The organism is Haloplanus ruber (assembly GCF_024494725.1).
In the GTDB taxonomy this organism is placed as follows: Archaea; Halobacteriota; Halobacteria; order Halobacteriales; family Haloferacaceae; genus Haloplanus; species Haloplanus ruber.
In genome coordinates, this window is record NZ_JANHDK010000005.1 from 79,062 (window position 1) to 97,067 (window position 18,006).

General features: G+C 67.2%; 21 protein-coding genes and 1 tRNA gene. 2 read left to right on the top strand and 20 right to left on the bottom strand.

Annotated features, from left to right (window positions below):
* Positions 1 to 4 precede the first annotated feature (4 nt).
* From NO878_RS15135 to NO878_RS15150, 4 genes are all read right to left on the bottom strand, one after another.
* Positions 5 to 973 carry an ABC transporter substrate-binding protein gene (locus tag NO878_RS15135; protein ID WP_256406806.1) on the bottom strand — a complete coding sequence of 323 codons (969 nt, stop codon included), beginning with the start codon at positions 971 to 973 and terminating at the stop codon, positions 5 to 7.
* Complete coding sequence (locus NO878_RS15140; protein ID WP_256406807.1) at positions 970 to 1,962, bottom strand: ABC transporter substrate-binding protein; 993 nt, start codon at positions 1,960 to 1,962, stop codon at positions 970 to 972. Before NO878_RS15140 ends, NO878_RS15135 begins: the two co-directional genes overlap by 4 nt.
* Positions 1,963 to 2,140: 178 nt before the next feature.
* Positions 2,141 to 3,130, bottom strand: a complete 990-nt coding sequence (locus NO878_RS15145) for an ABC transporter substrate-binding protein (RefSeq protein WP_256406808.1) — start codon at positions 3,128 to 3,130, stop codon at positions 2,141 to 2,143.
* A complete protein-coding gene (locus NO878_RS15150) occupies positions 3,127 to 4,023 on the bottom strand; it encodes an ABC transporter substrate-binding protein (protein ID WP_256406809.1) in 897 nt (298 codons plus the stop codon). The genes NO878_RS15145 and NO878_RS15150 overlap by 4 nt, the downstream gene beginning before the upstream one ends.
* A gap of 83 nt (positions 4,024 to 4,106) precedes the next feature.
* On the opposite strand from NO878_RS15150, the gene NO878_RS15155 reads away from it, so the two are divergent.
* Complete coding sequence (locus NO878_RS15155; RefSeq protein WP_256406810.1) at positions 4,107 to 4,448, top strand: cupin domain-containing protein; 342 nt, start codon at positions 4,107 to 4,109, stop codon at positions 4,446 to 4,448.
* A 7-nt stretch (positions 4,449 to 4,455) separates the two neighbouring features.
* On the opposite strand, the gene cofC is transcribed toward NO878_RS15155, so the two are convergent.
* The 4 genes from cofC to NO878_RS15175 all read right to left on the bottom strand — a co-directional run bounded on the left by cofC (position 4,456) and on the right by NO878_RS15175 (position 8,079).
* Complete coding sequence (gene cofC / locus NO878_RS15160) at positions 4,456 to 5,076, bottom strand: 2-phospho-L-lactate guanylyltransferase (protein ID WP_256406811.1); 621 nt, start codon at positions 5,074 to 5,076, stop codon at positions 4,456 to 4,458.
* A complete protein-coding gene (locus NO878_RS15165; protein WP_256406812.1) occupies positions 5,077 to 5,877 on the bottom strand; it encodes a hypothetical protein in 801 nt (266 codons plus the stop codon). It lies immediately after the preceding gene.
* Positions 5,846 to 7,033 (bottom strand): tubulin/FtsZ family protein, encoded by a 1,188-nt coding sequence (locus NO878_RS15170; RefSeq protein ID WP_256406813.1) that lies wholly within the window; start codon positions 7,031 to 7,033, stop codon positions 5,846 to 5,848. The genes NO878_RS15165 and NO878_RS15170 overlap by 32 nt, the downstream gene beginning before the upstream one ends.
* A 158-nt stretch (positions 7,034 to 7,191) precedes the next feature.
* Positions 7,192 to 8,079 carry a complex I NDUFA9 subunit family protein gene (locus NO878_RS15175; RefSeq protein ID WP_256406814.1) on the bottom strand — a complete coding sequence of 296 codons (888 nt, stop codon included), beginning with the start codon at positions 8,077 to 8,079 and terminating at the stop codon, positions 7,192 to 7,194.
* A 160-nt stretch (positions 8,080 to 8,239) separates the two neighbouring features.
* Here NO878_RS15175 and tmk point away from each other — a divergent pair, with 160 nt between their 5' ends.
* A complete protein-coding gene (tmk, locus tag NO878_RS15180) occupies positions 8,240 to 8,824 on the top strand; it encodes a dTMP kinase (protein WP_256406815.1) in 585 nt (194 codons plus the stop codon).
* Here the strand turns inward: tmk and NO878_RS15185 are convergent.
* From NO878_RS15185 to NO878_RS15240, 12 genes are all read right to left on the bottom strand, one after another.
* Entirely contained in the window at positions 8,821 to 9,138 is a 318-nt protein-coding gene (locus NO878_RS15185; RefSeq protein WP_256406816.1) for a DUF7991 family protein, read from the bottom strand. The two genes, tmk and NO878_RS15185, sit on opposite strands and share 4 nt — an antisense overlap.
* 39 nt (positions 9,139 to 9,177) lie before the next feature.
* The gene (locus NO878_RS15190) at positions 9,178 to 9,651 is read right to left on the bottom strand and encodes a DUF5813 family protein (RefSeq protein ID WP_256406817.1); all 474 of its coding nucleotides are present in this window, start codon (positions 9,649 to 9,651) and stop codon (positions 9,178 to 9,180) included.
* Between the two features lie 316 nt (positions 9,652 to 9,967).
* Positions 9,968 to 10,052: transfer RNA gene (locus tag NO878_RS15195), tRNA-Leu, on the bottom strand.
* Between the two features lie 44 nt (positions 10,053 to 10,096).
* Positions 10,097 to 10,609, bottom strand: coding sequence for a hypothetical protein (locus tag NO878_RS15200; protein WP_256406818.1), 513 nt, complete (start codon positions 10,607 to 10,609; stop codon positions 10,097 to 10,099).
* A gap of 85 nt (positions 10,610 to 10,694) precedes the next feature.
* A complete protein-coding gene (locus NO878_RS15205; protein ID WP_256406819.1) occupies positions 10,695 to 11,561 on the bottom strand; it encodes an aminotransferase class IV in 867 nt (288 codons plus the stop codon).
* Positions 11,546 to 12,127 carry an anthranilate synthase component II gene (locus tag NO878_RS15210; RefSeq protein ID WP_256406820.1) on the bottom strand — a complete coding sequence of 194 codons (582 nt, stop codon included), beginning with the start codon at positions 12,125 to 12,127 and terminating at the stop codon, positions 11,546 to 11,548. The genes NO878_RS15205 and NO878_RS15210 overlap by 16 nt, the downstream gene beginning before the upstream one ends.
* Complete coding sequence (gene pabB / locus NO878_RS15215) at positions 12,124 to 13,569, bottom strand: aminodeoxychorismate synthase, component I (protein WP_256406821.1); 1,446 nt, start codon at positions 13,567 to 13,569, stop codon at positions 12,124 to 12,126. Before pabB ends, NO878_RS15210 begins: the two co-directional genes overlap by 4 nt.
* A 57-nt stretch (positions 13,570 to 13,626) precedes the next feature.
* On the bottom strand, positions 13,627 to 14,172 hold the full coding sequence (locus NO878_RS15220; protein WP_256406822.1) for a peptidylprolyl isomerase: 546 nt from the start codon (positions 14,170 to 14,172) through the stop codon (positions 13,627 to 13,629).
* Positions 14,173 to 14,221: 49 nt separating this feature from the next.
* Positions 14,222 to 15,202, bottom strand: a complete 981-nt coding sequence (locus NO878_RS15225) for a motility-associated ABC transporter substrate-binding family protein (protein WP_256406823.1) — start codon at positions 15,200 to 15,202, stop codon at positions 14,222 to 14,224.
* The gene (locus tag NO878_RS15230) at positions 15,189 to 16,217 is read right to left on the bottom strand and encodes a S49 family peptidase (RefSeq protein WP_256406824.1); all 1,029 of its coding nucleotides are present in this window, start codon (positions 16,215 to 16,217) and stop codon (positions 15,189 to 15,191) included. Before NO878_RS15230 ends, NO878_RS15225 begins: the two co-directional genes overlap by 14 nt.
* A 44-nt stretch (positions 16,218 to 16,261) precedes the next feature.
* Positions 16,262 to 17,032, bottom strand: a complete 771-nt coding sequence (locus tag NO878_RS15235) for a CehA/McbA family metallohydrolase (protein WP_256406825.1) — start codon at positions 17,030 to 17,032, stop codon at positions 16,262 to 16,264.
* 39 nt (positions 17,033 to 17,071) lie between these two features.
* Entirely contained in the window at positions 17,072 to 17,983 is a 912-nt protein-coding gene (locus NO878_RS15240) for a dihydrodipicolinate synthase family protein (protein WP_256406826.1), read from the bottom strand.
* Positions 17,984 to 18,006: the final 23 nt, after the last annotated feature.

Below are 18,006 nucleotides of genomic sequence, written 5' to 3' on the forward strand. Positions count from 1 at the left end.
CGCGTTACCGGCCGATCCGCTCGGCGTAGTCGGCGATCACCGGGTCCGAGCCGTCGACGTACTCGTTCGTCCACGCCGCCGCGGGGTCGACCGGTGATTCGAGCAGATCGGTCTCGGAGAGCATCTCGGCCAGGTTTTCCCAGCGCCGTTCGTCGAAGTGTCCCCACCCCGCCTCGCGGACGAACTCGGTGAACTGCAGATCCTCCGCGGAGGCCAGGAACTTCATGTGCTCTACCTCGCGGTTGTGTTCGAGCTGTGCGTTCCGGTCGATCAGGGCGTCGACCGCTCGCTCGGGATCCGTCGTCGCCGCCTCCCAGCCCCGTGCGGTCGCCCGCAGGAACGACCGCACCGTCTCGGGGTTGGCCTCGGCGAACTTGGGGTTGGCGACGACCGTCATCCCGTAGACGTCGAGGTAGTCGCCGATGAGGAGTTCGTCTGCCGTCCGGTCGTACTCGCGTTCGAGTTCCTTTCCGTTGGTGACGACGCCCACCGCGGCGTCGACGTCGCCGTCGAGCAACTGGTGTTCGACGCGGTGATGGGTGTGTTTCTGGACGTCGTGAACCTCGACATCCTCCCGGATGCCCCGGTCTTCGAGCAACTGGAGCGTCAGGATGCGGGTTTTCGTCGCCGACGGCGCGACCGTCCGTCCACGAAGCTGTTCGGGTTCGGTGAAGGGGTCACCGAACACGTCCCGGAGGCTGTATATGGTCGCGGGGGTCTTCTGGCTCACCGCGGCGACAGCCAGCGGGTCGAGGCCCTGACTCCGCACCGAGAGGACAGCGCTTCCGCCGGCGAGTCCGAGGTCGCTCCGCCCCTTGGCGGTCTGTTCCGCGGCGAACGGCGATCCGTGGCCCTCGACGAACTCGACGTCGAGTCCCTCGTCCGCGAAGAACCCCTCGCGGCGCGCGAGGAAGTACGGTGCCTGAAAGCCGTTCGGTTCCCAGTTCAACTGGAAGGTGACTGTCTCCGTCATGGATCGGTCTCGAACGTTCTCTCGGGAATCTCCGCGACACCGAGCGCCTCCGCGCCGGCGACGGCCTTGAGGTGGTCGAACAGTCGGTACATCCCGTCGACACTGTCTTGATCCCAGTCGCGGACGACCATCTCTCGCCAGCCGTCCCGGACCGCCCGCATGACCGCGGGGTCGTCGTAGCTCATGAGTTTCTCGCTGATCTCCACCCAGAGGTCGTCGTCCTCGACGAGACGGTCGACGGCGTCGCGGTAGGCCGCGGTAAACGCCCGTACCGTCTCCCGCTGGCCGTCCAAGTACGACTCGCTGGTCAGGAAGGCGGCGATGGGGAGTTTGTTGTCGGTTTCCGAGAGCCGCTGGACCAGTTCCGACATGGGAAGGACCTCCTCGAACGGCCCGGTCTCGGTAATCTCCGGGACGATCTGCCAGAACTGGAGACCGGCGTCGACCTCTCCCTCGCGGATCATCCGCGTCAGTTCGACCTTCGATCCCGCCTCGACCGGGGTGGCCGTCTCGTCGGGGTCGAAGTCGTGGTACTCGCGGCAGGCCGCCCGCGTTAGAATCCAGTTTTTGTCTAGTCGGCGAACGACGCCGATCCGATGCCCCGACAGATCCGTCAGCCCCTCGATGTCGGAGTCCTCGGGGGCGACCAGGCCACCCACGGTTCGCCCGTAGGGGTGGAAGGCGACGATGTCCGCCCCCTCGGCGCGTTCCCGTGCGATAGAGATGTAGTCGATGTCGATGAGGTCGGCGTGGCCTTCCTGCAGTTGGGCCTCGACCGTCTCGATGCCGTCTTCGAGGGCATCGGAGACGAGTTCGACGTCGAGGTGGAAGTCGTGGTCGCGGTCGAAGCCGAACCGCTTGATCGTATAGAGGAGATACCGGGGGCTACCGTTGTGTTCGAACCGGGCGCGCATCGTCGGTAGCTCTCCCGGATCGTCGTGGTGTTCGTCGAGGACGGCCTGTTGGGCGTCGACGTGACTCCGACTCATCGTCGACCTGCGGGTGAGGTGAACCGTGGCGACTCGGCGCCGGGAGGCGTCGCTTCCCGACGGGGTGTCACAGGAATCTCGTGGATCGGCATACCCGCAAGGTACGACCGTATCTTGATAAACTTTCCTCGGAAAGGTACTTCCGTTCCGGCCCACCCGGCACGCTCACGGCCCGAAGTCAGGGATCGGGCCGAAAGGTACCCTCGGGAATCTCTGCGACTCCGAGTGCGTCCGTGCCGGCGACGGACCGCAGGTGATCGAACAGGTGACACATTCCGTCGACGCTGTCTCGGTCCCAGTCTCGGACGACCATCCCGCGCCAGCCGTCGCGGACCGCCCGCACGACCGTCGGATCGTCGTCCATCAGCCGGTTGCCGATTTCCGTCCAGAGGTCGTCGTCGTCGACGAGGTGGTCGACGGCGTCGCGGGCGGCCGCCCCAAACGCCCGCACCGCCTCCCGGTGTGCCGCCAGATACGATTCGCCGGTGACGAAAGTCGCCATCGGGAGCTTCCGGTCGGTTCCGGAGAGTCGCTGGACTAGCTCCGACACCGACAGGACCTCCGTGTACGGTCCCGTTCGGGTGAGTTCGGGGACGAGCGGCCAGAACTGGAAGCCGGCGTCGACCTCCCCCTCGCGGATCAGCCGCGTGAGTCCGTCCCGCGATCCGGCTTCGACGAGGGTGACCGTCTCCGCGGGGTCGAAGCCGTGGTACTCGCGGCAGGCCGCCCGCGTCAGAATCCAGTTTTTGTCTAGCCGGCGCGTGACGCCGATCCGACGCCCCGACAGATCCGTCAGTCCCTCGATGTCGGTCCCCTCAGGGGCGACCAGGCCGCCCACGGTTCGCCCGTAGGGGTGGACGGCGACGACGTTCGCGCCCGCCGCCCGCTCTCGGGCCACGGAAATGAAGTCGGTGTCGACCAGATCGGTCTCGCCGCCGTCCAGTCGGTCTCGGATCGTCTCGATCCCGCTTTCGAGGTCGTCGGACGCCAGTTCGACGTCGAGGTGGAAGCCGTGGTCGTGGTCGAGGTCGAATCGCTTGATCGTATAGAGGAGATACCGGGGGCTGCCGTTGTGTTCGAACCGGGCGCGCATCGTCGGCAGCTCCCCCGGGCCGTCGTGGTGTTCGTCGAACGCCGCCCGCTGGCTGTCGATGTGGCGACGACTCACCGGAGCGGGGAGACGATGGCGTCGATATCGGCGTCGTCGTCGATCAACTGGCGCTGTTTCATCCACGAGAGGTGGTAATCGAGGTCCTCACGGTCGGCGAGTTCCGGCATCTCGTACTCCGGCACCTCGATGTCCTCGCGAACGGCCTCGGTGTCTATCTCCTTGAAGAGGTCCGGCGCGACCTCACTGTCCTTCCAGAGCATATCGAGATACTGGTCGCGGTAGGCCGACGAGTCGGCGTTGATCGTCTCGACCGCCCGACGGTACGCGCGCATGAACGCATCGAGCGTCTCGCCTTCCAGACCGTCGGCACCGACGACGCCCATGTGGTTCTCGAACTCGAGGATCTTCTCGAAGCCGAGGTGTTCGGCGAGGGTGATGTGGGGATCGAGCAGGGTGACGGCGGCCACGTCGCCGTCGCGGAGCGCACGCAGGCGGTCGGTCGGCATCCCATGGCCCTCGATCACCACCTCGTCTTCGTCCATGTGCTCTTCGAGCGCCCGGATCGCGGTGTACTCCTGGCCCGTCCGGCGGTTGACACCGACGGCCGTGTTCGCAAGATCCGACGGCGTCTCGATATCGGAGTCGGGGCGGACGAACACGGCGTAGGGCTGGTCGGCGAAGGTGCCCTTGGCGACGATCCGACCGTCGTCGAACTCCCAGGTCCGCTTGAGGCTCTCCCACTTGCAGATGGGATAGAGGTCGACGTCGTTGTCGCCGGTGAGCGTCTCCTCGGCGGGGATGTACTTGTTCGTCACACAGGTTCGGTCTCGCTCGATCAACTCGACGTCGAGTCCCTCGTCCGCGAAGTAGCCGCGGTCGGCCGCGACGCGCTGAGGGAGCATGAACGAGAACGGCAGGTGGAACACCCTGATCGTGTCGTCGCCTGGCATACATTCAGGGTACAACCGTAATAGTATAAAAGTTCCTCAGGAACCTTTATTAGTAACCGTTCGTATCTCGTGGTAGTGAGTCAATGAGGCGCATTAGCGACGAGACGGCCGACGGCGAGGAGGTCGCCGACGGCGTGTTCCTCGCGGATCTTGCGTCGGGGGAGCGCGCGTCGATGAAACACTGGCGGGTCGAACCGGGCGCGACGCTTCCCGTCCATCGCCACGAGAACGAACAGATCGGCTACATGATCCAAGGGACGCTTACCGCGATTACCGAGGACGAGGAGGTGCTCCTCCGTCCGGGCGACTCGTATCTCTTCACCGGCGACGAACTTCACGGCGCCGAGAACCGCGGCGACGAACCCGCCGTCGGGATCGGCGTCCTCTCGCCACCCCGCTCTGAGCCCGACTGGAAGCAGTCCTGATCGGCTCTCACACCGTTCGGTCGATTCCGACTCGTCCTTCGCCGATGTCGAGTGCGAACCCCGCGTCCCGGAGCCACGCCGCCGCCTCCCCTTCACCGTGGAGCAACACCTCGACCAGATCCGCCGGCTCGTCGACGTCGGTCGACAGTCGCATCGAGTCGACGACCCACGTTTCGGCGCCTACCGCCCGCGCGGCGGCTAGGTGATCGCGTACGGAGACGCCGTGGAAGTCGACCCGGAAGTCGGGATGGGAGACGACCAGTCCGTTCGTCCCACCGCCGCGTCCGGGGGCGACGGCCACGCCACCCTCGTCGCTGGCATCGACCAACGACCCCACCGCCGCCGGCGTCACCAGTCCCAAGTCGGCGACCAGAATGCCGACCGGATCGGTGCCGCCGAGTCGGGCGTTCACCGCGGCCGAGAGCGGGCGGTCGTCGACGGCGACCGGAACGTCCCCCTCGTCGACCGCCTGTGTCGCGACAACCGTCGGATCGTGACCCGCCGCGCGGAGCGCAGCGAGGACATCACGAAGCATGGCCCGCGCGAAGGCGGCGCGTTCCGCGGCGTCGAGCACCGGGTTTAGCCGCGTCTTGGGTCGCGTCGCTTCGAACGGGACGAGAAATCGCATTCAGCCGAGCGGGTCCTCGGGGCCCTGCTGGGAGCGCCAGTAGACGACACCACCGACCAGCAGGCCGACCACGAGCAGTCCCCCGACGGCGTAGATGATCAACTGCTGGGTCTGCCGGGACTGCTGGGCCTGGCTCGCCTGTTCGGTCGCCCGGTTTGCGAGGTTGGTCGCCACGTCGAAACTGCCGTCCTCGTACGCGGCGACGGCGTCCTCGTAGTTAGCCTGGGCGTCCGTGGGGTTCGCGCCGTTCGACCGCGCCGTCTCGATGGCGGCCCCTGCCTCGTCGATGGCCGTCCGGGCCGACGCGCTCCGCTCGGTGTAGTGGTGGGCCTCCCAGCTATCGACCGTGTTGCTGGCGCCGCCCGCTTGGCCGCGGGTCACCTCCATCATCCGGAACCGCTGGGCCGGATCGTAGCTGTACGACCCGACTTCGGGGACGGTGCCGGTGACGCGCACCTCGACTTCGGCCGTTCCGGTTTCAGCGGCGATTTCGACCCCGGAGAACGACTGGCCGGTGCGCTCGACCAAGTCGACCTGCGAGCCGGTCTGGTCGTAGTACACGACCGTCCACGACACGTCAGTCAGTTCCGTCGATCCCGACAGCTGCCACCGCTCGCTCTCGGGGTTCTGGTACAGTTCGTCGAGCGTGACGGTTGCCGATACCTGTGAGCCGACCTGTGCCTCCTCGGGAACGTCCTCGCCAGTGACGGAGACTGCTGCCGCCGGAACGGTCGCGGCGAGCAGAACGACGAGCGTGGCGAGAACGACCCTAGAAGAGCGATTCGAGTTCGTCCTCGTCATCTTCAACTAGATTCTGGAGATTGGCTTCGCTCTCTTCGCGGATCTCGCTGATATTGTCTTGAGCCTCGATAGCGACCTGCTGGAGTTCCTTGATGCGGGGGACGTTCGTGACGCCGGAGAGTAGGATAGCCGACGCGACGAAGTCGCTGTCGTTGACGGGGTAGTCGCCGCCGCGGACTTCCATGCTGCCGGTCTGCTCTTCGAGCCACTTCCGCCCGCGCTCGATACCTTTCCGGTTGAGATACGCCGAGGGGCCGGCCATTACGAGGAGGGCACGCTCCGTCCCGTCGATCTCACAGGGGAGGGTCAGGCGGCCGAGTGCTGCCTTGCGGACGAGACTCGTGATGCGATTGGTGGTGTTCGCCGAGTCGAGTTGGTCTTCGATGGACTCGTCGTTGCCGGTGAGCTTCGAGAGCAGTCCACCGCTGTTTTGCTTGCGCTCGATCGTCTCGGAGGCGTAGCCGACCGTCGAGACGCCGCCGCCCGAGAGCGTGTTGATGATCTCGGAGCTGTCGACGACGGATTCGGCGACCTCCTGGCCCTGTTTGACCTCGCCCGCGCCGAACAGAATGCCGAACCGGCGGACGATTTCGTCGTTGATCTCGTCGTACCCGCTCTGGACGGACTCGCCGGTCTTCCGCCAGGCGTCGTTGTCGAACACGAGGAGGTTGTCAACCTCGTTGACGAGCGTCTGGAAGGAGCGCGCGGCGTTGAGCGTGTAGATCCCTCCCTCGTCGCTTCCGGGCAGGATACCGAGTCCGTAGACGGGTTCGGTGTAGATGCGCTTGAGGTGTTTCGCGAGGACCGGCGCGCCGCCGCTCCCGGTCCCGCCACCGAGACCGGCGACGACGAGGAAGGCGTCCACCTCGTGGACCGGGATGCCGTCGATGGCGCCCTGCACCTCGCCGATGTCCTCCTCGGCGATCTCCGCGCCGAGTTCGTTGTCCGCGCCCACGCCGTGTCCCTTCACACGAGACTGGCCGATGAGCACGCGCTGGTCTTGGGGGATATGTTCAAGCCCCATCAGGTCGGCCTTTGCCGTGTTGACGGCGACCGCCGCGCGCACGATCTCGCTCCCCGTCCGCTGATCGTACTCGAGGAACTTATCGACGATCTTGCCGCCGGCCTGCCCGAAACCGATCATGGCCAGTTTCATCGTTTCAGACCCCTCTTCATTAAGAAGATTTCAGGCGTAAAACGAACATAAACCTTGTGGGCGGACCCAATCCTCAAGCCCCGAATTCGGCCGCTAATCCGCCGACGGCGTGGCGATAACGGCCGATCACGCTGTGTCTGACGGACGGCGGACGTCCGTCAGCGCTCCGCGAGGTAATCGCCGAGAGTCCGCAGGTCGCCCTCGCTGACGTCGAACGCCTCCACGTCGTTGTGGTCGGTGGTGTTGTCGAACTGGAGCGACCGGTACTGATCAGCACCCATCGGCGCGCCGGGGAGCGATCCGAGCGTCGACAGGCCGATCTTGGCGAGTGCCATCGGGACGGGGACCACCGTCGACGGTCGCCCCTCGCTCCCGTGGACCGTCTGCGCGACCTCGGCCAGCGTGAGTCGCTCCGGGCCGCCAATCTCGTAGACCCCACCGTCGTAGGCGTCGTCCTCGATCCCGTCCGCGAGGATGGGCGTCAGGTCCCCGATCCAGATCGGCTGGAAGCCGGTCTTCCCGCCACCCGGCAGCGGGGTGAGATACGGCGGTGCGAGTTTCTTTGTGAAGGGGACGAACTCTCCGCCATCGCCGAAGATCACCGACGGTCGGAAGATGACGTAGCGAAGCGACGACGACTTGACGATTTCCTCCGCGGCACCCTTGGCGCGGATATACGCCGTCGCTCCGTCCGGATCGGCGCCGAGCGCGCTCATCTGCAGGATCTTCTCGACGCCCGTCTCCTCGGCCGCACGCACGACGTTCTCGGTCCCCTTGCGGTGGACGCGGTCGTGCATCTCGTCGCCACCGGAGGGCTTGAACAGCGGCGAGAGGGCGACCAGATTGACGACGACGTCTTTCCCCTCCATCGGTTCGACTAGCGAGTCGTACGCGGTGACGTCCCCCATGGCCTTCTCGACGCCGCCGGGTAGCTCGCCGGCGCTCGGCCGGCGTGCGAGCGCGGTCACCGAGTGGCCGCGGGACTTCAACTCACGACACAGGTGTCGCCCCACGAACCCGGTTCCGCCGGTTACAAGAATCTTCATGGCCTGTACATATCCACGAACCGACCTAAAGCTAACGCGCTGTGAACCGTTCCCACGACGCGGCTTCCCGCTCCCTCCGGACCTACCAGAAGGAAAACACTATCGGCGGTCTCCGGGGCGGACCCCGACCGTTAATCCGCCTCGCTCCGGTAGCACAGATATGCTCATCACGCTAGAGGGACTCGACGGGAGCGGCAAGACGACGGCCTGGCGGGCGCTCCGCGACCACTACCCCGACGCGGTGTTCACGCGCGAACCCACCAACTCGTGGTACGGTGAGGCCGTCGCCCGCTCTATCGACGACGACGACGCCGACCCACTGGCCGAACTCTTCCTCTATATGGCCGATCACGCCGATCACCTCTCTCGGGTGATTCGGCCCGCCCTCGCCGAGGGATCGCTCGTCGTCTCCGACCGCTACTCGGATTCGCGGGTCGCCTACCAGGCGGCGACGCTCGCCGACGCCTCGATCCCCGACCCCTTCGCGTACGTGCGTTCGATCCACGACCCAATCTCCCGTCCGCCGGACGCGACGCTCTATCTCGACGTCGACCCCGAGACGGCCGCCGAGCGCAGCGGCCGGACGAACAAGTTCGAACGGGTCGCCCACCTTCGACGGGTCCGGGAGGGCTACGAGCGACTGCTCGATGCGGACCCCGACCGGTTCATCCGTATCGACGCCGACCGGCCGCAGGCGACCGTCCGCGACGACGTGACGGCCGCCGTCGACCGCCTGGTCGACTAGCCCGTCGTGTCGGGGAGTTCGTACTCCTCGGGCGCGGGGACGTACAGTACGTCGATGGTCGCTCCGAGAATCGTCGGGAGACCGATCATCAGGCCGATGACGGCTCCCGCGCTCCCGAGGTTGACGCCGACGCCGAGGCTGAACGTGACGATGGTCGTGATCGTGAGGACGACCGGCACCAGCAGGGCGGTGTACACGACCGTTCCCCACTGGGTGTGGAGCTGGATGCGGAAAAAGCGGGTCATGACCGCCGCGATGAGGGTGTTCCCCACGAAGACGCCCCCCATCAGGGCGAAATCCAGAAGCGTCGCCATGCCGGACGTGGGGGCTCGACCGGCTTTGTCCTGTCGCTTCTACTGTCCCCGTGCCCGGTCGATCAGTTGTGCCGCCGTCCCCGTGTAGTCGTATCCTGGGATGATCCCTTGGACGTAGGTGCCCTCGACGTAGTTGACGACCGCGGCAGCGTCGTCGACGCCCCGCCGTTCGTTGATGTCGGTAAACGTCGTCTCGACGATCACCGCTTCCTCGGTCAGGCGCACCGTCGGGTCGAGGTTGTGGTCCTTCTTGAGGACGCCGTCGGCGTCGGCCACCCGAAGTTCGAACGTCTCCAGCCACCCCTCCTCGACGACTGCCGCCACGTCGCCTTCGACGGCTGCCGAGAGTGACGGCGCTCTGATCGTCAGGTCGTACTCGATCCGGCCGTCGACCTCGCGTGCCGCCACCACCGCATCGAAGGCAGTCGTCGTCACCTCGAACCGTCCCTCGTCGACACGCTCGAAGTCCGCGTGGTCGCGAAACGCCCGCTCTGCCCGGGATGCCTCAGTCATGTCCCGAGGGAGGGCGTGAGCGGCAAAAAGCTCCTCGTGTCGCGGATGTGCGCTTTCGGCATCCCGCACACCCTGCCGCCGGCGGCACGCTTAAGTCCCTTCCACCGCTTTGTTTAGGTGACGCTTCGTCTGGAGGGCCGAAGCGTCAGCGGGGACCAATTCAGGGCGGCAAGCGATCGTACGGACCCCTCTTTCCCCGTACGTCGCTTTTCGCTTTCGTACGATACCACCGAGTCACTGCTCGTCCGCTGGAGACGATCAGACCTACGTCGCGTCGTTTCCCGAGAGACACCGCTCCTCGTTCGTTCGGAAACTGTGCGAGGGAGGGGATTCGAACCCCCGAACTCCTTCGAGAGCGGGTCTTAAGCCCGCCGCCTTTGGCCTGGCTCGGCCACCCTCGCCCGGGTGCCCGTTCCCCGCACCGCCGCAAGTGGCTTTCGGTACCTTACTCCTCTGTGTCGCTGTGGTCGAACTCGACCGACGTACCGAGGATTTCCGCCAGCGACTCGACGGTTCCCTGCAACTCCTCGATCCGCTGCTCCTGGCGGTCCATCCGGTCGACCATCCCCTCGACGGAGTGTTCGAGCGCCGTCAACTCCTCGTCCAAGTCATCGGGGACCGCCGCCGACAACGCTTCGACCGTATCGAGTATCTCTTCGCCATCCTCGGCCGATACCAACCCGTGTTCGGACGGGGTCGTCAGCATCCGTCGGTGTGAGAGAATTGCCTCCGAGATGCTCTCACTTCCGTCGGGCAGCGTTATCGTCAGTGGCTCCGCGTCGGGGGCGTCGTCCGCCGCGTCGGATGCATCCTCCGTGGCGCTGGCGTCCGCCGTGTCGCCGGCGTCTGCCGTGTCGTCGGCATCCGTATCGACGACGGTGGCGGTTGCCTCTGACTCCTCGGCCTCGACCGTTCGGTCCCTGTCGGCTCGTTCTGTGTTCATGGGGTCTACGTCCATGGTTCCGATACGGACCCCGTCGATCATAAACCATCGTCAGACAATAATAATCGGACTGTCAAATCCTCTCCGGGGCGACGCCATCTCACTCAGTCTGGTAGTAATCCCGCTCGATCCGGCGGTCGAACGCCGTGGCAAGGCGGTCGGTCACCGGTCCGCCGCCGACCGCCCGGCCGTCGACGGTCGCCACGGGTCGGACCTCCCACGTCGTGTTCGTCAGGAACGCCTCGTCGGCCTCCCTGACCGCGTCGACGCCGTATCGCCCCGTCTCGACCGGCACGTCCAGATTCGCCGCGACGTCGAGGACGACCCGCCGGGTCACGCCGGGCAGGATCGGTCCCGCGAGGGCGGGCGTCTTGAGGACGCCGTCGGTCATCAAAAAGACGTTGCTCGTCGCCCCTTCGGCGAGAAAGCCCTCGACGTCGCAGACGAGGGCCTCGTCGGCGTCGGTCCCGCGCAGTTCCAGTCGGGCTAGTACGCCATCGAGGTAGTTGTGGGTCTTGGCGGCCGCGGGCATCGACGCCTCCGGGATCCGGCGGCGGTCGACCGTCCGCACCGACGCCGGCCCGTCCCACACCGGCCGCCCGTCGACGCCCCCTCGGGGCAGTGGCTTGACGACCACCACCACCGTCGGCTCCACCTCGGGGTCGGGGGTGAGCTTTCCGGTCTGAACACCGCGCGTGACCGAGACGCGGACGTAGGCGTCGTCGAGGTCGTTTGTGTCGAGTGTCGCCGCGACCCGCTCCCGGAGGTCCGTCGGGACGGCCCCGCCCATCCCCAGTGTCTCGCAGGTGTCGACGAGTCGGTCACGGTGGGCGTCCCACTCGAAGACCGTCCCACCGTAGGCCCGACAGGTCTCGAAGCCGGCGTCGCCGTAGCGGAATCCGCGGTCGTCGACGCGGACCGTCGCCTCCGCGGCGGGCACCAGCCGACCGTTCACGTGGTACTGCATCGGTTCAGGAAATTGCGGACGAGTTGCTTACCGTCGTCGGTCAGGATACTCTCCGGGTGGAACTGGACGCCCACGTGGGGTTTCGACCGGTGGCGGACGCCCATCACGACGCCGTCCTCGTCGTCGGTCCGGGCCGTCCGCTCCAGGATCGCCGGCACGTCGTCGGGATCGACCGACAGCGAGTGGTACCGACCCACCTCGATCCGCTCGGGGAGGCCGGCGAACACCCCCGCTCCGTCGTGGTGGACGGTCGAGCGCTTACCGTGGACCACCGCCGGGGCGTGGCGGACGTCGGCTCCGTGGACCGCACACAGCGCCTGGTGGCCCAGACAGACCCCGAGCGTGGGATAGTCGAGGTCGGCGAATATCGGCATCGACACGCCCGCCGACTCGGGTGTGCCCGGTCCCGGCGAGACGACGATGGCGTCCGGGTCGATCCCTTCGATCCCCGCGAGGTCGACCGCGTCGTTCCGGCGGACGATCACCTCGTCCGCCGCCTCGCCGACGTACTGGACGAGATTGTACGCGAAGGAGTCGTAGTTGTCGACGACCAACACCCGCGTCACCCGGCGCTCACCTCCACGTCCATCTCCGCGTCGTCGCCGAGGGCGGTGTCGACGGCGGTGATCAGCGCCCGCGCTTTCGCCAGCGTCTCCTCGTACTCTCGGTCGGGTACCGAGTCGTGGACGACACCGCCCCCGACCCGAAGGTGGTACTCGTCGTCGTGGCGGACCAGCGTCCGGATGATGATGTTCAGCGTCGCCCGACCGTCGAAGCCAATCGCCGCCATGCTGCCCGTATACGGCCCGCGACGGTGGCGCTCCACCTCGTCGATGATCTCCATCGTCCGCGGTTTGGGGGCGCCCGTGATCGTCCCGCCGGGGAACACGGCGCCGACCGCGTCGCCGAGGTCGTGGCCCGCGCGGAGGCGCCCCGAGACCGTCGAGACCAGGTGGAACACCTCGGCGTAGCGGTCGATCCGCCGGTACTCGTCGACCGTAACCGATCCGTACTCGCTCACCTTCCCCAGGTCGTTGCGTTCGAGGTCGACCAGCATCGCGTGTTCCGCTCGCTCTTTCTCGTCGTCTTGGAGGGCGGCCCGTAGCCGGCGGTCCGCCGCCGCGTCCTCGCCCCGGGGGCGGGTGCCGGCGATAGGTTCGGTCTCGATGCGGTCGCCCACTCGCTCCAGCAGGAGTTCGGGGCTCGCGCTCACCAGGTCGACACCCGGGAACTCGATCAGCCCCGAGTACGGCGCCGGGTTCACCTCCCTGAGCGCGGCGAAGGCCTCGACCGGTTGGACCGCCGCCGGCGCCGTCAAGCGATGAGAGACGTTCGCCTGAAACGTGTCGCCGTCGCGGATATACTCCTTGACCTGCCGCACCCGGTCACCGTAGGCCCCCCGCTCACAGGAGCTCTCGAACGTGACCGGCCCCGTCGCCGGCGGCGTCGCCACCGACGGGTCACCCGTCCGTGCCGCCGCCGCGAGGTCGAGTGCACGGTCCACCCCTGCCTCGTAGGCGGCATCGGGGTCGTCGTCGACCCGGGGTGTCGCCACGATACGCAGGGTCGACTCGCCAGCCCGCCACGCCGCCAGGCAGGTGTACCGGGCCAGTTGGAGGCGCGGCAGCCCCCGGTCGTCGGCGGTCGACGCCGGCAGCGTCTCGATTTCCCGGGCGACGTCGTAGGAGAGCCAGCCGAAGAAGCCGCCGGGGTAGGGCACCGCACACTCCCCACGCGCCAGCGACGCCGAGGCGACCAGTTCCCTGATGGCCGCCAGCGACCCGTCGTCGTCGCCGCCGACCTCGTGGACCGCGTCCGGTTCGACGCCGAAGTATCCCCAGCCCGGTTGCCCGCCGCCGGTCTCGAAAAACACCGACGGCGCCGCTCCCCGTGCCCGGCGGTAGGCCTCGAAGGGGTCGGCGTCGAGGGTGACCTCGACGGGGACGCGCGCCCCCGTCGTCGCCGCCGCGTGAAACGACTCCCGGGACGTTTCGACCGTCGGGGTCACGGTCCCGGCTCCCGACGCAGGTCGACCGACCGCGCGGTCACCGTCGTCGTCGGTCGCTCAGCGCTCCACATCCACGGACGTCAGGCGCACGTCTTCGGTCGGCTGGTCGTTCGGGTCCGTCCGCACGCCGCCGATTTCCTCGACGACGTCCATCCCGTCGACGACCTCACCGAAGACGGCGTGATCGCCGTCGAGGTGGGGCTGAGCGTCCAGCGTGATGAAAAACTGCGAGCCGTTGGTGTCGGGACCGCGGTTCGCCATCGAGAGGACGCCCGCCCCGTCGTGACGGAGTTCGTCGTGGAACTCGTCGTCGAAGGTATAGCCCGGACCGCCGCGGCCGGTACCGGTGGGGTCGCCACACTGGAGCATGAACCCGGAGATGATCCGGTGGAAGGGCACGTCGCTGTAGAGCGGGTCGGTTCGCGTGTCGCCCGTTTCGGGGTCCTCCCAGGCACCAGTCCCGGGTTCGACCGGCGCGTCTGAGTCGTCGGCGCCCTCCGCCAGTGCGAGGAAGTTCTCGACCGTTCGCGGCGCCCGCTCGGCGAACAGTTCGACCGTGATGTCTCCGTGTGTCGTCTCCAGCGTCGCAGTGGGATTGCTCATACTATTCCCTGGCGGCCCGGCGGGATAACGTTGCTGACCGCGCGAGCGATCAGTCCCTGTCACCGTCGGCCGGCGTGGGGGTCGGCGTCCCGGCCGACGTTCGATCGGTGTCCTGCGTCTCGCTCGGCTGGTGGTCGCCCTGGAGCATGAACTCCACGAGGTACGCGATGAACACCTCGTTGTCAGCGACGTTGAACCGATCACCTCGCAGGAACGTTTTGTCGCCGAGCAACACCGTGTTCTGGGTGCGCACCGCGACCGGGTACTCGCCGGTCACCTGATCGCTCCCGGACTTGTGGGTGTTCGGCGCGCTCCGCAGGAGGACCGTCCCTCGCTGTGTGGTGACCGCCGCCGCCGTGTACATCGTCGCCTGCTCGACGCCGTCGAGTCCACCCTGTCCTGTCGGCCGTGCGACGAGATGTTTGAAGGTGCCGTCGGCGTGTTCCTGATTGTAGAGGTACTGCGTGTCGACGCTCATCCCGTACGCCGAGGCGAGCGCCGTGAGTCGGCTCTCCTGCGTCTGGATCGAGGTGCCGAGCAGCCCGCTACTGATCGCGGTCCGGTCCGGTTCGCCCATCATCACCAGGTGGCCGCCGTTCCCGGTGAACTGCCGTACGTCGTCGACGTCACCCGGGAGATACTCCGATCCCGGATCGATCACGAGGAAGACGTCGGCGTCCGCGAGGCGGCCCCCCAGGTCGCCGTCGGTGTAGAACTCGACGGTGAATCCCTGTCGGACCAGCGCGTCCACGAGCGGCTCGATGTCCGCCCGCGAGAACCGATTGGCGTGCCCGCGGTCGATGAGGACCGTCCCGTTCGTCGTGGCTTCGACACCCGACGGGTCGACCGTTCCCGTCGCCGAGAGCGGGTCGGGCGCGACGCGGTCGGGCGCGTACTCGGGGTTCTGGAACGCCTCTTCCCCGCCGTCGTCCGACGAGAGGAGCATCGGTCCCACGCTGGCGACGGCCACTACGACGGCCACCGTCAGGATCAGCACGACTAGCCGCTTGCCCGCCTCACGCCACCACATGCGTGCCTCCCGAAACCGCCGCGGCCACCGGTGTCGGCGTCGGTTCCGGCGCCGCCGTCCGGTTGTCGGTCACGCCTGGCCCCGTGTCACTCGTCCGTGGGGTCGGGGATGCTGCGTCGTCGTTCGACGTGTCGAGATACATCGCTGGAACCATCAGGAAGGTCGGGCCTGACGGGTCCTCGCCGTAGAGATACCGTGCCGAGACCATCTCCTTGTTCGGTGCGGTCGACGCGACATAGTTCGACCGCGAGAGGAATCGTGCGGTGCCGTCCGGGCGCATAACGCGCACGTCGTAGTTGTTGAGGCCAGCCTCGTCGGCCGCGTATTCGACCGCGGCCTGCCGGCCGCCGATGGAGTCGGCGAGGCCGTTACGGACCGCCTGTGTCCCACTGTAGATGCGCGCCTGTTCGACCTCGGTTCGGGTGAGTTCCAACTGCTCGCCGCGCTGTTCGAACACGGCGCCGATGAAGGCGTTCCCCAAGGATTCGAGGAGGTAGTTGAACTCGCGCCCGTCGCCGCCGGTCAGCTTGTTCGGTCCCGTGGTGGCGACGAGATCCGTCGGTTCGAGTTCCTGTGGGGCCGTCGCCAACACCCCCACGCTCCCGACAGTCGACGCCGGCTTGGTGTAGATCCGGTCACTCGGCGCGATCGTGTAGTACGCACCCGAGGCTGCCGCGGCGTCGACGCTGGTCACGAGCGGCATCTCGGCGGCCGTCCGCTTCGATTGCAGGTATAACTCCTCGCTCGCGGCGGCGCCACCACCCCCGCTGTTTACGAGCAACACGACTGCTTTCACGTCGGGGTCGTTGCGGGCCTGCCGGAGCATCGCCGTGACCGACGCGGAGGTCGATCCGTCGATGGTGCCCGCGACGGGGACGACTGCGACTGTCCCCTCCGAGGACGTGGCGTTCCACGCGACGGGGGCCAGCGCGAGTCCCACGACGACGCCCACCACCACGAACAGCACGTACGACCGTGCGATTCGTGACAGGAGGGCGCGGGTTCTGTTCGCCATGGTCGAATGTTGGCACACCGCTACAAAAAACGTCGGTCGCCCGGTCAACGACCGGGAAGTTCGGCCAACAGTTGGGCACCGCGGATCGCACTCGCTTTCGCCGCCGCCCGTCCCCTGAGTGCGCCGACTTTCGCGTAGTAGCCGCTCTTTCGTGCCGTGCCCACCGCGTAGTGACGCGCCGAGGTGTGGATCGGCTGTCGGCGGCCGCACATTCGGGTCGCCCCCTCGCGGACGGCCGTCAACACCGACTCCCCGTCGAGGGCGGCCGGATCGACTCCCTCGATGACGAGTTCCGTGTACGCCCGCCCGACGTGTGGCACCGAGTGGGCGTCGCTAGCGGCGAGCGCCGGGTAGCCGTTCTCCGCCGCGAACCGCCGTGCCCGCCGGTTCCGGAAGCCGGTGAACAGCCACGAGTTGAACACCTCGACGGCGTCACAGTCGACGAGGTGGCGCCGTGGGATCCCGTGACGCGAGCGCTGGAACGGGTGGGGAACGACCGCGAGGCCGCCGTGATCCCGGACCCACGCGACCGTCTCGTCGAGCGGTGCGCGCCGGGGTGGCATCTCCGAGACGCCGATAGCCAGCAGATGCCCCACCGACGTCGACACCTCCACGCCAGGAATGCCCAGCAGACCGTACTCCGGAGCGAGTTCGGCCGCCCGCACCGACTCGTGGATCACGTCGTGATCGGTGACGACGATACCGTCCAACCCAATTTCGGCCGCCTGCTCCAGTAGCAACTCGACGGGGTCGTGACCGTCGTAGGAAGCCGACGAGTGGACGTGTGGGTCGATTTGGATCGTCGTCTGGCTCACACGTCACGTTCGACGGGCGGAAGGATAAGCCTCGTGGCGCTACTCGGCGGCGATACCGAGCGTCGCGTCGACGACGTCCGCCACCGCGGCCCGCTGTTCGGCGTCCAGTTCGACCAGCGGCGGCCGCACCGCATCGTCGTCGATAACGCCGCGTTCGACGAGTACCGACTTGGTCGTGGGCGCGAAGCCGTATTCGAGCGAGATGTTGAACAGGGGGGCGACGTGGTTCAACTGGAGGTCACGCGCCCGGTCGATGTCGTTCGCGGCCGCGGCGCCGATGGCCTCCGACATCACGCCGGGGAAGTAGTTCGACACCGCGTTGATGCCGCCGGTCGCCCCCATCGACACCGCGGGGACGAGTTGGCTGTCCCAGCCCTGGAACAGATGGAAGTCCTCGCCCGTCCGCCGGATGATCTCGAGTAGGTGTGTCAGGTCACCGCTGGTGTCTTTCATCCCTGCGAGGTCGGGATGGTCCGCCACCGCCTCGACCAGATCGGCGTCGATAGACTGGCCGACACACGAGGGGATGTTGTAGAGGATCAGCGGGAGGTCAGTCTCGGCCAGAACCGCACGGATGAATCGCTCGTTGCCCCCCGGCCCGTTTTCCCCGTGGAAGTACGGCAGGACGACGAGGACGGCATCGGCGCCGCAGTCGGCCGCAATCTCGATCCGTTCGAGCGTGCCGGCGACACTGGAGTGGCCGGCACCGGGGAGCACCGGCGCTCCGTCGGCGGCGTCGACACTCGCGGAGACGACCGTCTCGTACTCGTCGAGCGAGAGGCTGGCGAACTCGCCGGTTGTCCCACAGGGGATGAGGCCATCGGCCCCGTGTTCGAGAGTGAACGACGCGAGGTCCGCCACCGCCTCGGCGTCGACCGACCCGTTCGAGAACGGTGTGACCGTCGGGACGAGCGTGGTTCCGTACTCCGAATCCGCGGGTGCCGTAGGCATACCCCGTGATTCGACACCCGCCC

What these genes read in the sequence shown, in the direction of transcription:
- NO878_RS15135 (WP_256406806.1), bottom strand. Translation starts at nt 973, where the DNA reads ATGACGGAGACAGTCACCTTCCAGTTGAACTGGGAACCGAACGGCTTT.
- NO878_RS15140 (WP_256406807.1), bottom strand. Translation starts at nt 1,962, where the DNA reads ATGAGTCGGAGTCACGTCGACGCCCAACAGGCCGTCCTCGACGAACAC.
- NO878_RS15150 (WP_256406809.1), bottom strand. Translation starts at nt 4,023, where the DNA reads ATGCCAGGCGACGACACGATCAGGGTGTTCCACCTGCCGTTCTCGTTC.
- NO878_RS15155 (WP_256406810.1), top strand. Translation starts at nt 4,107, where the DNA reads ATGAGGCGCATTAGCGACGAGACGGCCGACGGCGAGGAGGTCGCCGAC.
- cofC (WP_256406811.1), bottom strand. Translation starts at nt 5,076, where the DNA reads ATGCGATTTCTCGTCCCGTTCGAAGCGACGCGACCCAAGACGCGGCTA.
- NO878_RS15165 (WP_256406812.1), bottom strand. Translation starts at nt 5,877, where the DNA reads ATGACGAGGACGAACTCGAATCGCTCTTCTAGGGTCGTTCTCGCCACG.
- NO878_RS15170 (WP_256406813.1), bottom strand. Translation starts at nt 7,033, where the DNA reads ATGAAACTGGCCATGATCGGTTTCGGGCAGGCCGGCGGCAAGATCGTC.
- NO878_RS15175 (WP_256406814.1), bottom strand. Translation starts at nt 8,079, where the DNA reads ATGAAGATTCTTGTAACCGGCGGAACCGGGTTCGTGGGGCGACACCTG.
- tmk (WP_256406815.1), top strand. Translation starts at nt 8,240, where the DNA reads ATGCTCATCACGCTAGAGGGACTCGACGGGAGCGGCAAGACGACGGCC.
- NO878_RS15185 (WP_256406816.1), bottom strand. Translation starts at nt 9,138, where the DNA reads ATGGCGACGCTTCTGGATTTCGCCCTGATGGGGGGCGTCTTCGTGGGG.
- NO878_RS15190 (WP_256406817.1), bottom strand. Translation starts at nt 9,651, where the DNA reads ATGACTGAGGCATCCCGGGCAGAGCGGGCGTTTCGCGACCACGCGGAC.
- NO878_RS15200 (WP_256406818.1), bottom strand. Translation starts at nt 10,609, where the DNA reads ATGGACGTAGACCCCATGAACACAGAACGAGCCGACAGGGACCGAACG.
- NO878_RS15205 (WP_256406819.1), bottom strand. Translation starts at nt 11,561, where the DNA reads ATGCAGTACCACGTGAACGGTCGGCTGGTGCCCGCCGCGGAGGCGACG.
- NO878_RS15220 (WP_256406822.1), bottom strand. Translation starts at nt 14,172, where the DNA reads ATGAGCAATCCCACTGCGACGCTGGAGACGACACACGGAGACATCACG.
- NO878_RS15225 (WP_256406823.1), bottom strand. Translation starts at nt 15,202, where the DNA reads ATGTGGTGGCGTGAGGCGGGCAAGCGGCTAGTCGTGCTGATCCTGACG.
- NO878_RS15230 (WP_256406824.1), bottom strand. Translation starts at nt 16,217, where the DNA reads ATGGCGAACAGAACCCGCGCCCTCCTGTCACGAATCGCACGGTCGTAC.
- NO878_RS15240 (WP_256406826.1), bottom strand. Translation starts at nt 17,983, where the DNA reads ATGCCTACGGCACCCGCGGATTCGGAGTACGGAACCACGCTCGTCCCG.